The following is a 15,809-nucleotide window of genomic DNA, read 5'->3' as shown; positions in this document are numbered from 1 at the left end:
CGAGTGAATGGATGAAAAGCGAACGGCACAGAGCATGGATAAAGCAATGAAAAATAATGATAACGTCAGGAAACAACGGATTGTGCTGGTGACGGATTTGATGGCCGGTCGCGGTGGTATGGAAAATGTGACCTGTCAGTTGATCACCGCCCTGAATGCGGAAGCCGGAACGGAAGCGGGGCTGTTTATTATTAACAGCGGAGAGGAGAGCCACTCCCGCGCCTGGACCGCCAATGCCGTACTGGCAGAGAGCGTCTGCACGCTGCGGAATAAGAAAATTAAAAATCTTATTCACACGCTGAGAATGGCTGCTTTCTTTCGTCGCTATCAACCCGATCATGTTCTGACCCTCAACACCATTCCCTGTCTGATGACGCGTCGGGCTATTACGCTTTCAGGCCGCAAAATCGTGCTTTCGAGCTGGATGCACCTGCCACCGCGCGAACGATATCGCCCACATTATCTGCTGCGGGCCGATCACCATTTTGCTATCAGTCATGAGATCAAAGCGCAGCTGGTTGAGTTAGGCGCCCATGCCTCTGACGTTGATGTCATCTATAACCCCATCAGGCGCAATGATGAGGTTATCGGCAGACCGCAGGCGCTGAAGTTTCTCTATATTGGTCGCGTCCATTTTCAGCGACAGAAACAGCTCAAAGACCTGTTTGATGCCTTGCAGAAACTCGATACGCCCTGGACGCTGGAGATCGTGGGGGACGGCGAAGATCTGACGCGCTGTCAGCACTACGTGGCGGAACTCGGGATTCAGGATCGCATTACCTGGCATGGCTGGCAGGAGAACGCCTGGGCGTATGTCAGCCGCCATATTAAACAGGTCACCTGCCTGGTGATGACCTCTAACTTCGAAGGCTTCCCGCTGATTCTGCTGGAGGCGATATCACGTGGCGTCTACTGCGTCTCATCCGACTGCATCAGCGGCCCGTCAGAAATTATTCAGAATGGTCTCAATGGTCAGCTCTATCCCACTAATGACAGCATGGCACTGGCCGCTATTCTCAACACCATGAGCGGGGATTTTCACTTTCCTGATCATCAGGTTATTAAAGCGAGCATTACCGGTTTTTATGAGGAAAATTATATGAAGCACCTGATGAGTGTGTTTAACCGCCTAACTGAGGTTAAGCATGACGAATAGAACCAGTCGCGATGGATTAACGTTAATGGTTAATTTTTCAGTTATTGCGCTCTGTCTGGCGCTGTCACTGAATATGTTTGTTACCGGCCTGCCGCAAAAAATATTCTATCTGGTCTCTTATCTCTCCGTTGCCTCCGTGTTGTATGGCCTGGTGCGCAGGCGAGAGGACTTTAAAGAGAACGGTTTTTATATCGCCCTGTTTGCTGTACTGATTATTTTTGCCCTGATCCGTCTCTTCTGGGCGATACACGCTAAAGGGATCGAAACCGCGCCCTCAAAAGATGCCATCACCAATATCGGCAACTATCTGCTGGGGGCGAAGCGACTGTTACTGGGCGCCTTTGTGCTGCTCAGTCTGGCGATTTATGGTCATCGGGTCTCTGCTACCACGCTGCGCATCGGAAAAGTGTTAATTCTGGTGGGACTGTTGATTACGCTGGGCTTTGGTATTCACGAGCATCTTTATACCGAAAATATCCGCATCAAACTCACCACCGAAGCGGCCTCGATGTCCTCCTACATGATTCTTTTTATCTACTGTGCCTGGCTATGGCTGAGCCGCTTTGAGACGCACTCGTACTGGAAGGTGGCTGATGTCGTTGCGCTGGCGGTGACCTTTGCCTTGCTCTACCTATGTGGCACCCGGGTGACCCTGATTGCGCTGATTGCCGCAGGATTGCTGTTCCTGGTGCAGACTTATCGGCTGTCGTTGCTGACCAACTGGCGGATTAGTGCTTTGCTGGTGGGCGTGCTGGCGGTGCTGATCCTGATGACCAGTAACCGCTGGGTGGAGGGTGTGCAGGATATCGAGAACTATGGCTCAAACAGCTCAACCTCCCTGGGCGCACGTGTGGCTATCTGGGGCGGGGCGATGAATTTTATTGAGCATCATGGCGGTTTTGCGACGCCGGATGCGCGCACCACCGAGGCCCGACAGTTCATCACGGCGCACTATCCTCACAATACTGAGGGCTATACCAACGTTAAATACAACATGCACAACGAGTTTCTGGAAGTGACGACACTGCAGGGCTGGCTGGGTGCGCTGTCGCTGGCGCTGCTCTATCTGACCGTGCTGGCAGGCGTGCTGAAGAAGTGCGATCTGCGCGGTGTTGCGCTGCCGATGCTGGGATTGTTTATCTGCGGACTGACCGATTCGGTACTGCCTTATAATCAGACCGCCACCATTTTTATTATGGCTCTGGCGCTCTGCTGTATACGGCGGCCGCTGCCGGTCACCGCTGCATAGTCTCTGTCTGAACCTATAAAAAAGGCGGGGTTTCTCTGGAAACCCCGCCTTTTTATTACCGCGATTTTTACGACGTAACGTTAGTCGCGAGAACCGATGTCGCGCAGTTTCTTACCTGCCATCAGATTACGTTCAATGTGCTCCAGCGAGACGTTTTTGGTCTCAGGAATCAGCATCAGCGTCAGCAGAATGAAGAACAGGTTAAGCGCCGCGTAGACCCAGAAGGTGTTCGCATTGCCCAGCGTATTCAGCATGGTCAGGAAGGTTGCACCCACGATCATGTTTGCGATCCAGTTGGTGGTCGTAGAGACAGTGATACCGAAGTCGCGGCCTTTCAGCGGCTGAATTTCGGAACAGAGTACCCAGATCAACGGACCGGCTGACATGGCAAAGCCAACGATAAACATCAGCAGCATACCGATCGCAAAGTACTGTGCGCCTGCTGAGTGAATACCGAAGTGCAGCATTGTACCCAGCACGCCCATACCGGCTGCCATCACCATAAAGCCCAGAATCAGGGTAGGTTTACGACCCCAGCGATCCACCAGACCAATAGCAATAAAGGTGGCCAGAACGTTGACCAGACCCACAATCACCGTGCCCCACATCTGCTGGGTGGTGTTAGTGAAGCCTGCGATTTCAAAGATTTTTGGCGCGTAGTACATGATGACGTTCATGCCGGTAAACTGCTGCATCACCTGCAACAGGATGCCGAGATAGACCGCGCGACGGAAGTGGCTGCTGCTGGTGAACAGACCCCAGCCAGACTGCTTGACCTTCAGGCTCTCACGAATCTCTTCCAGCTCACGTTTTGCCTGCTCGCTGGTGTCACGCAGACGATCCAGTACACGTTGTGCATCGCGGAAGTTGCCTCGCGCCGCCAGCCAGCGTGGGCTGTTTGGCAGGAAGAAAACACCGACCAGCAACAGCAGTGCCGGAATCGTGATGATACCCAGCATCCAGCGCCAGTTGCCGGTAAAGCTGAATGCGGTATCGGTCAGGTAAGCACCCAGAATACCGATAGTAATCATCAGCTGGTAAAGCGAAATCATACTGCCGCGAATTTTTTCCGGTGCGATCTCAGAAAGATAAAGCGGGGCGGTATAAGAGGCGATACCGACAGCCAGACCCAGCAGAACGCGGGCGCTGATCAGCATTTCCGGGTTTGGCGACATTGCTGACCAGAGTGAACCGATCACGAACAGAATCGCACCAGCCATCAGGCTTTTCTTACGGCCCAGGCGGGATGACATCCAGCCGCTGCCGATAGCACCGACCGCCGCACCAAACATCATGGAACTGACGATCCACTCCTGCTGATGAGGGGTGACGTTAAAGTCCTTTGCGATAAACGGCAGAGCACCGGCGATAACGCCGATATCCAGACCGAACAGCAGTCCCGCAAGGGCCGCCAGAAAGCAGACAAATAAGGTCATCGCCTTATTTGAAGTTCTGCTTTTGTGTGTATTGCCAGGCATTGTAGCCTCCAGGTTTATCCATCATTGTTTTTATCAATGTTAAAAAACCATTTGCGGGAAAAAAGTGAGCCTGATCACATCAGTGTAATCGCTTACACACGCTGAAACCCTGAAATTCAGCATATTTTTCCCGGAAAGATTAATTAACCAGTGAGGTATAGCACTCATTAAGTTTCTGACAATGCTCTATTTAGTGGCTATCAGACGACGCTGAAAATAACGCATTTTCAGCATAATAACTACGTGCGTTAATTCTTAAATGTCAGATATACAAAGCATTTCGATTTGTAATCGTTAACATTTTGTCGTCAGAAAAAGCGAAAGGAAGTGTAGCTGAGAACTGAAAATTTGCTGCAGAGTAAAGAGGATGTCATTCAGGTTCGTTTTTTTCGTCTTCAGATGTCTGGAATAAACAGCAGGGTTATCGTATTCCGGTGCCGGGCGGAGGCAGACATTCTCAGGTGAGCAATGGGGCTGATCGGGCGATAAAAAACCCTGCCACCGGGGCAGGGTTTTTATCAGCAGCCGCTAACCTTACAGGCCAGCTGCTTCACGCAGCAGGGCAGCTTTGTCGGTTTTTTCCCATGGGAAATGTTCGCGACCAAAGTGACCGTAAGCTGCGGTCTCTTTATAGATTGGGTGCAGCAGGTCCAGCATCTGAATCAGACCGTATGGACGCAGGTCGAAGAACTCGCGTACCAGCAGCGTCAACTGTTCAGTTGAGATTTTCTCGGTGCCGAAGGTTTCCACCATGATGGAGGTCGGTTCAGCCACGCCAATAGCGTAGGAGACCTGAATTTCACAACGGTCAGCCAGACCCGCCGCCACGATGTTTTTTGCCACGTAACGCGCTGCATAGGCGGCAGAGCGGTCAACTTTAGAAGGATCTTTACCCGAGAACGCACCGCCACCGTGACGTGCCATACCGCCGTAGGTGTCGACGATGATTTTACGGCCGGTCAGACCGCAATCGCCCATCGGACCGCCAATGACAAAGCGACCGGTTGGGTTAATGTGATATTTGGTCGAGGCACTCAGCCATTCTGTTGGCAGAACCGGTTTGATGATCTCTTCCATCACCGCTTCCTGCAGATCTTTCTGACTGATGGATTCAGCGTGCTGGGTAGACAGGACGACTGCATCAATGCCAACGATTTTGCCATCGTCATACTGGAAAGTGACCTGGCTTTTGGCATCCGGACGCAGCCACGGCAGGGTCCCGTTTTTACGTACTTCAGCCTGACGCTGAACCAGACGGTGCGCATAGGTCACCGGCGCAGGCATCAGCACGTCAGTTTCGTTGGTGGCATAGCCGAACATCAGACCCTGATCACCCGCGCCCTGTTCCAGCGGATCGGTGCGGTCAACGCCCTGATTAATATCCTGAGACTGTTTGCCAATGGCGCTTAATACCGCGCAGGAGTTGGCATCAAAGCCCATATCGGAATGAACATAGCCGATGTCACGTACGGTCTGACGGGTGATCTCTTCAATATCGACCCAGGCGCTGGTGGTGATTTCACCGCCAACCAGAACCATTCCGGTTTTAACGTAAGTTTCGCAGGCCACGCGCGCTTTAGGATCCTGTTCGAGGATCGCATCCAGCACAGCATCGGAGATCTGGTCGGCGATTTTATCGGGATGTCCTTCTGATACGGACTCGGACGTAAAAAGGTGTTTAGCCATTCTGTTCTTTACCTTAAATATGGTTTGAGTACGACTGCATAGCGCCAGTGAGGTTGTCTGACCTGACGCCCCTTCAGGCAAAGCCGCGAGCAGTGAGGTAGTATCAGCACAGCAGGCTGACACCGCCTGGATAGTAACCTGTTTAGATGGAAAACCATCTGGACGGCTATTTTAGGATAGAGGATAAACCAATTACCAGCCCTTTTTCTGTTTAAGCGCTTAACCTGTAACCGTTATCGGCATAATTTGCTGACACTGCACGCAATTCCCGGATAATCTTTTTGCATTTTAGCGCTGTAAACTGTATAAAACGCCGCTGCTTCGATAGCAGCAGCAAGGATGACGCCACTGTTTGCGTCGCGCCTGTCAGACTCTGGTCTGGCTTTCACCCAGGTTGTTTTCCATGTGCCCCTGGCATATGCGGAGGTGATACAAGTAATGAACCACGCTTTTTCTTCTTCCGGTTCCTTGCGCTGCGGCGCTGCACTGGCTCTCTCCTGCCTCCCATCTGTTTCTTTGTCCTGCCGACACTATGTCCGATGCGGTAATTTTACCGACACAGGCGCCGGCTAATCTTTATCTCTGTTCTGCTGGTTTGGTCTCTTCTCTGCGCCCGCGTAGCGGAACGACGCAGGTTATCCATGGTCAATACATAACTAAATGTTCTCTGTTTAAACGGAGATGGCCAGGGTGTTTTACACTTAACTCTCATGCGTGAATCGCGCTGACGGCAACGTCAGGTGAACAGGACATTGTGTTTAATGTGGCAACAGGTTTTCAGATTAGCGGCCATAAAGCCGGTTAGCAGTTCTATCTTTCAACGGAAAATTGAGGTTCGCGATGTCTGACGACATGAAGAATATCAAAGGTTCGTCAGCTGGCGAACAGGGTGCACTCCGCTCCATGCAGGAGGTGGCAATGAACGATCAGGATGCGAGCAAAATGTTGCGTACGTACAACATCGCCTGGTGGGGCAACAACTATTATGACGTTAACGAACTGGGCCACATCAGTGTCTGCCCCGATCCGGATCGTCCGGATGTGCGCGTCGACTTAGCCCGCCTGGTTAAAGAGCGCGAAGCACAGGGCCAGCGTCTCCCCGCCTTGTTCTGCTTCCCACAGATTCTGCAACACCGTCTGCGCTCGATTAACGCCGCGTTTAAACGTGCGCGCGAATCTTACGGCTACAAAGGCGACTACTTCCTGGTTTACCCGATCAAAGTTAACCAGCACAAACGCGTTATTGAGTCGCTGATTCACTCTGGCGAGCCGCTGGGACTGGAAGCCGGCTCGAAAGCCGAGCTGATGGCCGTGCTGGCGCATGCCGGTCAGACCCGCTCAGTGATCGTCTGTAACGGCTATAAAGATCGCGAATATATTCGTCTGGCGCTGATTGGCGAGAAGATGGGCCACAAGGTCTATCTGGTGCTGGAGAAGATGACGGAAGTGCGGCTGGTGCTGGAAGAAGCGGAGCGTCTGAATGTCGTGCCGCGTCTTGGCATCCGTGCGCGTCTGGCTTCGCAAGGCTCCGGTAAATGGCAGTCGAGCGGCGGCGAAAAATCGAAGTTTGGCCTCTCCGCCACGCAGGTGCTGAAACTGGTTGAGATCATGCGCGAAGCGGGTCGCATCGACAGCCTGCAGCTGCTGCATTTCCATCTGGGTTCGCAGATGTCCAACATTCGCGACATCGCGACCGGCGTGCGTGAGTCGGCGCGTTTCTACGTCGAACTGGCGAAGCTGGGCGTTAACATCAAATGTTTCGATGTCGGTGGTGGTCTGGGCGTCGATTACGAAGGCACGCGCTCGCAGTCTGACTGCTCGGTAAACTATGGCCTGAATGAGTATGCCAACAACGTGATCTGGGCGATTGGTGCGGCCTGTGATGAGCACGGTCTCGAGCATCCGACCGTCATTACCGAGTCGGGTCGTGCTGTGACCGCGCACCACACGGTACTGGTCTCCAATATCATTGGTGTCGAGCGTAACGAGTTCAGCGGACCTGAAACGCCGGATGCGGATGCGCCGCGCCCGATTCTCAGCATGTGGGAAACCTGGCAGGAGATGCATGAGCCAAGCACCCGCCGTTCGCTGCGTGAATGGCTGCACGACAGTCAGATGGATTTGTCTGATATCCATACCGGCTACGCCTCCGGTACATACGATCTGAAGCAGCGTTCATGGGCTGAGCAGCTCTATCTGAGCATCTGCCACTATATTCAGCAGCATCTTGATCCCAGTAACCGTGCGCACCGTCCGATCATCGACGAACTGCAGGAGCGCATGGCAGATAAGATCTACGTTAACTTCTCGCTGTTCCAGTCCATGCCGGATGCGTGGGGTATCGACCAGCTGTTCCCGGTACTGCCGCTGGAAGGGCTGAACAAGAAGCCGGAGCGCCGCGCCGTGCTGCTCGACATCACCTGTGACTCCGATGGCACCATCGATCACTATGTGGATGGCGACGGTATCGCAACGACCATGCCGATGCCGCAATATGACCTGGATAACCCGCCAATGCTGGGCTTCTTCATGGTCGGTGCTTATCAGGAAATTCTGGGCAACATGCACAACCTGTTCGGTGACACCGAGGCGGTAGATGTCTACGCACGCGAAAATGGCGATGTGGAAGTCCAGCTCTCTGATGAAGGCGATACCGTGGCGGACATGCTGCGTTACGTGCAGCTTGATCCCAACGAGCTGATGGCGCTGTTCCGTAATCAGGTGCAGGCATCCGATGTCGACGAAGAGCTGCGCGCGCAGTTCCTGGAAGAGTTTGAGAGCGGCCTCTACGGTTACACCTATTTAGAAGATGAATAATCGGCGCTGGCAGCCTGCAATCGCATATTGCAGTTGCCGTTAACTATGCCGATAATCTGACCCACTCAATCCCTTCCTCGTCGGGCCTAACGACGCGGAGGGGATTTTTTTCATCTCAACCTTAATGGCTTGCGGGCCTGGCCTGACTAACGCACATAGAGAGAGCAATTATGTATAACACCCTTGGCAATCAGTATGACAACTCCCTGGTTTCTAACGCCTTTGGTTTCATGCGTTTTCCGCTGAATTTCCAGCCTTACGACAGCGACGCCGAGTGGGTTATCACTGGCGTGCCATTTGATGCTGCAACATCGGGCCGTCCGGGCAGCCGCCTGGGTCCGGGCGCGATTCGTCAGATCTCCACCAATCTGGCCTGGGAAGGCTGCCGCTGGCCGTGGGATTTCGACCTGCGTCAGCGTCTGAACGTGGTCGACTGTGGTGATCTGGTTTACGCCTTCGGTGATTCGCAGGATCTTTCCGACAAGTTGCAGGCTCACGCGGAAAAACTGCTGGCCAGTGGCAAGCGCATGATGACTTTTGGCGGCGATCACTACGTTACGCTGCCACTGCTGCGCGCCCATGCAAAACACTTCGGTAAGATGGCGCTGGTGCATTTCGATGCGCATACCGACACTTACTCCAACGGCCCGACCTTCGACCACGGCACTATGTTCTTTACCGCGCCGAAAGAAGGTCTGATCGATCCACAGCATTCTGTGCAGATCGGTATCCGCACCGAATTCGACAGGAGCCTTGGCTTCAACGTGCTGGATGCGGCGCAGGTCAACGACCGCAGCGTTGACGATATCCTCGCGGAAGTGAAACGCACCGTTGGTGATCTGCCGATCTATCTGACCTTCGACATCGACTGTCTGGATCCGGCGCATGCGCCTGGCACCGGCACGCCAGTGATTGGCGGCCTGACCACGGATAAAGCGACCAAGCTGATCCGTGGCCTGCAGGGCATGAACATTGTCGGCATGGATCTGGTGGAAGTGGCACCGGGATACGATCATGCTGATCTGACAGCACTGGCGGCGGCGACGCTGGCGCTGGATATGCTGCATGTTCAGGCTGCAAACAAAGGTTAATCCTGTCATGAGCCTGCCGGGTTAACCTGGCAGGTTTTGCGCCGCCGGCTAATGCGGCACAGTGCCAGTAACGACCGCCATCCGCTTTTCCTCCTCAGGATTGTTTCCCTTTATCACAACGCCCGCTGCTCAGGCGTAACCGCGCATCAGCAGCTAAACTCATTGATATCAATTCTCAACGTGGAGACAATCATGGGCTTTCTTGATGAACTGGCGGGATCGCTACAGGGCGCGCAGAGTGATGGGCATTTGCCCGGACAACTTCAGGCGGTCTGGCACTGGGTGCAGGAGCAGGGCGGTATTGAAGTGCTGCTACAAAAATTCCAGCAGGGCGGGCTGGGCGAGGTGTTTGGTTCGTGGATCGGCACCGGGGCGAATCAGCCGGTAGAACACAGCGATATCCACTCTGCATTTGGTCAGGCTGAGCTACAGTCACTGGCAGATAAGCTGGGAACCGACGTTAAGGGCGCCGCGGGCACGCTGGCGGTTATTCTGCCGCAGCTGATCGACAAAATGTCACCTCAGGGGCATATGGATGAGGCGTCGCTGCACGAGAATAAACTCGATTTAGGTTCGATGGTGGATCAGATATTCAAACGTTAGGCCAGTGATTCTGACCTGATCCGTACTGCAGGCGCATGCTGTGTGCATGCGCCTGTATCAGGCATTACTTCTTCGCGTCTGCCGCAATACGTTCACGGATGTGCTCGGCACGCGCTTCAGAAGCGGGGTGCGAGTCAAACATCGAGCTCTGACGTCCCTGTTCCAGCTTCGCCAGTTTCTCAAAGCTGGTCACCAGACCTTCCGGATTAATGTTGCGCTTCTTCATCAGATCGTAGGAGTAATCATCTGCCTGCGATTCCTGAGTCTGGGAGAACTGTGCGTTAACCAGTTTTTCACCCATCTCACCCAGTTGCGACTGAGACAGTGAACCGATCACGCCGCCAACTGATGCGGCTGCCGTGCGGGCGGCGGTTGTGGCATACGCCAGCTGCATCGCTTTACGCGTATGACCCAATGCAACGTGGCCCATCTCATGGCCCAGCACGCCTTCCACCTCATTGTCAGTCATCATATCCATCAGGCCGCTGTAAACGCGGATACAGCCGTTTGCCATCGCCCAGGCGTTGACATCTTTGGTCTGATAAACCTTATAGTTCGCCGGAACGCCATTGATATTATCGCCCAGCGCGGCTGCAATCTTATTCAGGCGCTGCTGATACTCACTGTTAGCGGGCGCCAGCTGATTATCCTTGTCCATCTGCTCACAGGATTTATCGCTCAGTTGCTTTACCTGATCGTCGCTCAGGCTATAAGCCTGATAGGCCTGCGCGCCAGATTGCATCAGTGCATTATTGTCTAAACCCTGACAGCCGCTGAGCATCGCTGTCAGGCCAAGTGCTAACACCATTTTTTTGGTTTTCATGCTGTATCCCATCCATAACAAGGTAAGAAAAACAAACACCTGAAACTCACTCAGATGAATAAACGATTTGGTTATAGCGTGCCAGTCTGCACTTTGCTAGCAGACCTGGCCGAAAAAGCCATACGAAGCGGTGACATTTAGCGTTTTACAACATGTACTTTTGACCTGACTTTCATGTACATTGATGGGCAACTTTTTCCTTGTTTTGCCCGGTAACTCATTAATAACAATCAGTTAAGGTGCGAAGCATTAATCCGACCTGGAGTAGAAAATGCCCTCTCGTAAAGAGCTTGCCAACGCCATTCGTGCGTTAAGTATGGATGCAGTACAGAAAGCGAAATCGGGACATCCGGGTGCCCCAATGGGCATGGCGGACATCGCTGAAGTACTCTGGCGCGGCTACCTGAACCACAACCCGACCAACCCGCTGTGGGCCGACCGCGACCGTTTCGTCCTCTCTAACGGTCACGGCTCAATGCTGATCTACAGCCTGCTGCACCTGACCGGCTACGATCTGCCACTGAGCGAACTGGAAAACTTCCGCCAGCTGCACTCAAAAACTCCAGGTCACCCTGAATATGGCTACACCGTGGGCGTTGAAACCACCACCGGTCCGCTGGGGCAGGGCATCGCCAACGCCGTCGGCTTCGCCATTGCTGAACGCACACTGGCCGCGCAGTTTAACCGTCCGGGTCATGACATCGTAGACCACAACACCTATGTCTTCATGGGTGATGGTTGCATGATGGAAGGTATTTCTCACGAAGTCTGCTCACTGGCGGGTACGCTGAAGCTGGGCAAACTGGTTGCCTTCTATGATGACAACGGTATTTCCATCGATGGTCACATTGATGGCTGGTTCACTGATGACACCGCTAAGCGCTTTGAAGCGTACGGCTGGCATGTCGTGCGCGGCGTAGACGGCCATGATGCAGATGCGATTGCTAAAGCGATCGACGAAGCGAAGAGCGTCAGCGACAAGCCTTCACTGCTGATGTGCAAAACCGTTATCGGCTTCGGTTCACCGAACAAAGCGGGCACCCATGATTCACACGGCGCGCCGCTGGGTGATGACGAAGTGGCACTGACCCGCAAACAGCTGGGCTGGAACCACGCACCGTTCGTTATTCCTTCAGACATCTACGCTGAGTGGGACGCGAAAGAAGCGGGCCAGGCGAAAGAAGCGGCATGGGATGAGAAATTCGCTGCGTATGCGCAGGCCCATCCTGAGCTGGCTGCTGAATTTAAACGTCGCGTGAGCAACGAACTGCCAGCTAACTGGCAGGAAGAGTCTCAGAAGTTCGTTGAACAGCTGCAGGCGAACCCGGCGAAGATCGCCAGCCGTAAAGCGTCACAGAATGCTATCGAAGCCTTTGGTAAAATTCTGCCGGAATACCTGGGCGGCTCAGCTGACCTGGCGCCGAGCAACCTGACTATCTGGTCTGGTTCTAAGCCAATCAACGAAGATGCTGCGGGTAACTACATCCATTACGGCGTGCGTGAATTCGGTATGACCGCTATCGCCAATGGTCTGGCACTGCATGGCGGCTTCCTGCCATACACCGCTACCTTCCTGATGTTCGTTGAGTATGCGCGTAACGCAGCGCGTATGGCGGCACTGATGAAGATCCGTCAGATCATGGTCTACACTCACGACTCAATCGGTCTGGGTGAAGATGGCCCGACGCATCAGCCGGTTGAGCAGATGGCGAGCCTGCGCACCACACCAAACATGAGCCTGTGGCGTCCATGTGACCAGGTAGAATCTGCGGTGGCGTGGAAATATGCTATCGAACGTCAGGATGGCCCAACGGCACTGATCTTCTCCCGTCAGAACCTGGCGCAGCAGGAACGTGATGCTGCACAGCTGGCTAACGTGGCGCGCGGTGGTTACGTGCTGAAAGATTGCGACGGCACCCCTGAGCTGATCCTGATCGCAACCGGTTCAGAAGTTGAACTGGCTGTCGGTGCCTGGGACAAACTCACCAGCGAAGGCCGCAAAGTGCGCGTGGTCTCGATGCCGTCAACCGATGCTTTCGACAAGCAGAGCGATGAATACCGTGAATCTGTGCTGCCTAAAGCCGTCAGCGCTCGCGTTGCTATTGAAGCGGGCATCGCTGATTACTGGTTCAAATACACGGGCCTGAATGGCGCTATCGTGGGTATGACCAGCTTCGGTGAATCTGCACCTGCAGATCAGCTGTTCGAGCTGTTTGGCTTTACCGTTGACAACGTCGTCGCGAAAGCGAAAGCGCTGCTGGCGTAATAACTGGCCAGGCGGGTCTGCTCCCGCCTGGTTGTGAAATTAAAGGGGCGATCCTTTCGTCCCTTTTGCTCTTTTATTCCTGCAGTAATAACACTTTCTGGCTTAAATTTGTGACGCAGATCCAAATTTATGCAGTCAGATTGATCGCAATCATTCCTGTTATTCCTTCCTTCTATTATTCTGGCTGAACCGTTTCAGTCGTCGGGCCAGCCGCCCTGATTTCGGACAATGCCGGGCAAGAATCTCCTGTACAAAATGCAGTGAAGCGCTCAGGCTAACGGCACGTTTTTTCAGTCTGACGTGGCAGGAGAGAAATGACGGTACGGATAGCGATAAATGGTTTTGGCCGGATTGGACGCAATGTCCTGCGCGCGCTCTATGAAACGGGCCGACGTGCAGAGATTACCGTGGTCGCGATTAATGAGCTGGCTGAAGCCACCGGTATGGCGCACCTGCTGAAATACGATACCAGCCATGGCCGTTTTGCTTTCGACGTTCGTCAGGAGCGCGATGTTATGTGGGTGGGTGGCGATACCCTGCGCATTTTGCACCGTGCAGACATAGCCGATTTGCCGTGGCGTGAACTCGATGTGGATGTGGTGCTGGACTGTACCGGCGTCTATGGCTCACGGGCTGATGGCGAAGCCCATCTGCAGGCGGGTGCCAAAAAAGTGCTGTTCTCTCATCCTGGCGGAAACGATCTCGACGCGACTGTCGTGTTCGGTGTTAACCAGCAGGATCTCACCGCCAGCGATCGCATCGTCTCCAATGCGTCCTGCACCACAAACTGCATTATTCCGGTCATTAAACTGCTGGATGATGCGTTTGGTATCGAATCCGGCACCGTCACGACGATCCACTCGGCGATGCACGATCAGCAGGTGATCGACGCCTATCACAGCGATCTGCGCCGGACCCGTGCGGCCAGTCAGTCCATCATTCCAGTGGATACGCGTCTGGCGGCAGGCATCACCCGTATTTTTCCGAAATTCAACGATCGCTTTGAGGCGATAGCCGTTCGCGTCCCGACGATTAACGTGACGGCCATTGATCTCAGCGTTTCTGTGTATAACGCGGTAACGGCATGTGACGTTAACACCTTGTTGCGAAGCGCGGCAGAAGGGGCATTTCGTGGTATAGTTGACTACACGGAATTACCGTTAGTCTCAGTAGATTTTAACCATGATCCGCACAGTGCCATTGTGGACGGAACACAAACGCGGGTCAGCGGTCAACACCTTATCAAGACACTGGTCTGGTGTGACAATGAATGGGGCTTTGCTAACCGAATGCTCGACACGACGTTAGCGATGGCCGCAAGCGGTTTCAGGTAAGACGCGGTTTGCGTCTGGCAAAACTTATGAGAATCAACGAGAGGATTCACCATGTCTGTAATTAAGATGACCGATCTGGATCTGGCTGGTAAACGCGTTCTGATCCGTGCCGATCTGAACGTACCAGTTAAAGAAGGTAAAGTGACGTCTGATGCACGTATCCGTGCTTCTCTGCCAACCATTGAAGCGGCGTTGAAACAGGGCGCGAAAGTAATGGTTACCTCTCACCTGGGTCGTCCGACCGAAGGTGAATACAACGAAGAGTTCTCGCTGCTGCCGGTAGTTAACTACCTGAAAGAGAAGCTGAGCGGCACCACTGTGACCCTGGCAAAAGATTACCTCGATGGCGTTGAAGTGGGCGCTGGCGAACTGGTTGTGCTGGAAAACGTTCGCTTTAACAAAGGCGAAAAGAAAGATGACGAAGCGCTGTCTAAAAAATATGCCGCCCTGTGCGACGTATTTGTGATGGACGCGTTTGGTACTGCGCACCGCGCGCAGGCTTCTACCCACGGCGTTGGCAAATTTGCCCCTATCGCCTGTGCCGGTCCGCTGCTTTCTGCAGAACTGGAAGCGCTGGGTAAGGTCATGAGCAACCCTGAGCGTCCGCTGGTGGCTGTTGTTGGTGGTTCTAAAGTCTCTACCAAATTTGATGTGCTGCAGTCTCTGGTCAAAATCGCGGACACCGTGATTGTCGGCGGCGGCATTGCGAACACCTTCGTGGCTATCGACAACAATGTCGGCAAGTCACTGTATGAACCCGACTTCGTTGAAGCGGCTAAAGGCCTGCGCGATCAGCACGGTATCCCGGTTCCAACTGACTCTCGCGTCGGCACAGAATTCTCTGAAACTGCGCCAGCGACCGTGAAAAAGGTTTCGGAAGTAGCAGATAACGAAGAGATTATGGACTTCGGTGATGAAACCGCTCAGGCCATGGCTGCCATACTGAAAGAGGCTAAAACCATCCTGTGGAATGGCCCGGTGGGCGTGTTTGAGTTCCCTAACTTCCGTAAAGGCACCGAGATCGTGGCTAACGCGATTGCAGACAGTGATGCCTTCTCTGTTGCAGGCGGCGGCGATACCTTAGCGGCTATCGACCTGTTCGGCATTGAAGACAAAATTTCCTACATCTCTACCGGCGGTGGTGCGTTCCTGGAGTTCGTGGAAGGCAAAAAACTGCCAGCAGTTGCCATGCTGGAAGAGCGTGCGAAGCAGTAATCCTTTGGGGGCGATGCCTCGCGGCATCGTCTGAAGTCTTGCCCATCTGGGCGTTTAAATCGACGTTCCTTTAAGGGAACAACGGTCACGA

General features: G+C 53.7%; 11 protein-coding genes. 8 read left to right on the top strand and 3 right to left on the bottom strand.

What is annotated here, in order from left to right:
* Nucleotides 1–7 precede the first annotated feature (7 nt).
* Nucleotides 8–1,156 (top strand): glycosyltransferase, encoded by a 1,149-nt coding sequence (locus AC6I77_RS15820; RefSeq protein WP_008925683.1) that lies wholly within the window; start codon nucleotides 8–10, stop codon nucleotides 1,154–1,156.
* Between the two features lie 25 nt (nucleotides 1,157–1,181).
* Complete coding sequence (locus tag AC6I77_RS15815) at nucleotides 1,182–2,405, top strand: O-antigen ligase family protein (RefSeq protein WP_003853373.1); 1,224 nt, start codon at nucleotides 1,182–1,184, stop codon at nucleotides 2,403–2,405.
* Nucleotides 2,406–2,485: 80 nt separating this feature from the next.
* Here the strand turns inward: AC6I77_RS15815 and AC6I77_RS15810 are convergent, their stop codons facing one another.
* Nucleotides 2,486–3,883: a sugar porter family MFS transporter gene (locus AC6I77_RS15810; protein WP_078804938.1), complete on the bottom strand. Its 1,398-nt coding sequence runs from the start codon at nucleotides 3,881–3,883 to the stop codon at nucleotides 2,486–2,488.
* 534 nt (nucleotides 3,884–4,417) lie between these two features.
* Entirely contained in the window at nucleotides 4,418–5,569 is a 1,152-nt protein-coding gene (gene metK, locus AC6I77_RS15805) for a methionine adenosyltransferase (protein ID WP_003853369.1), read from the bottom strand.
* Between the two features lie 840 nt (nucleotides 5,570–6,409).
* Here metK and speA point away from each other — a divergent pair.
* The 3 genes from speA (at nucleotide 6,410) to AC6I77_RS15790 (ending at nucleotide 10,080) form a co-directional block, all read left to right on the top strand.
* The gene (speA, locus tag AC6I77_RS15800; protein ID WP_497817137.1) at nucleotides 6,410–8,386 is read left to right on the top strand and encodes a biosynthetic arginine decarboxylase; all 1,977 of its coding nucleotides are present in this window, start codon (nucleotides 6,410–6,412) and stop codon (nucleotides 8,384–8,386) included.
* Nucleotides 8,387–8,556: 170 nt separating this feature from the next.
* Complete coding sequence (gene speB / locus AC6I77_RS15795; protein WP_003853366.1) at nucleotides 8,557–9,477, top strand: agmatinase; 921 nt, start codon at nucleotides 8,557–8,559, stop codon at nucleotides 9,475–9,477.
* A 192-nt stretch (nucleotides 9,478–9,669) separates the two neighbouring features.
* Complete coding sequence (locus AC6I77_RS15790; protein ID WP_008925681.1) at nucleotides 9,670–10,080, top strand: YidB family protein; 411 nt, start codon at nucleotides 9,670–9,672, stop codon at nucleotides 10,078–10,080.
* A gap of 64 nt (nucleotides 10,081–10,144) precedes the next feature.
* On the opposite strand, the gene loiP is transcribed toward AC6I77_RS15790, so the two are convergent.
* Nucleotides 10,145–10,903, bottom strand: coding sequence for a metalloprotease LoiP (loiP, locus tag AC6I77_RS15785; RefSeq protein WP_003853364.1), 759 nt, complete (start codon nucleotides 10,901–10,903; stop codon nucleotides 10,145–10,147).
* A 271-nt stretch (nucleotides 10,904–11,174) separates the two neighbouring features.
* Between loiP and tkt the strand changes: the two genes are divergently transcribed.
* The 3 genes from tkt to pgk all read left to right on the top strand — a co-directional run bounded on the left by tkt (nucleotide 11,175) and on the right by pgk (nucleotide 15,718).
* Nucleotides 11,175–13,169, top strand: coding sequence for a transketolase (gene tkt, locus AC6I77_RS15780; protein ID WP_008925680.1), 1,995 nt, complete (start codon nucleotides 11,175–11,177; stop codon nucleotides 13,167–13,169).
* A 314-nt stretch (nucleotides 13,170–13,483) separates the two neighbouring features.
* The gene (epd, locus tag AC6I77_RS15775) at nucleotides 13,484–14,503 is read left to right on the top strand and encodes an erythrose-4-phosphate dehydrogenase (RefSeq protein WP_192378100.1); all 1,020 of its coding nucleotides are present in this window, start codon (nucleotides 13,484–13,486) and stop codon (nucleotides 14,501–14,503) included.
* A 51-nt stretch (nucleotides 14,504–14,554) separates the two neighbouring features.
* Nucleotides 14,555–15,718, top strand: coding sequence for a phosphoglycerate kinase (gene pgk, locus AC6I77_RS15770; protein ID WP_003853361.1), 1,164 nt, complete (start codon nucleotides 14,555–14,557; stop codon nucleotides 15,716–15,718).
* The last annotated feature ends 91 nt before the right edge of the window (nucleotides 15,719–15,809 follow it).

Source organism: Pantoea sp. X-Soil-ISGK-259 (assembly GCF_059730705.1).
This window is presented reverse-complemented; position numbering and strand designations above follow the sequence as displayed.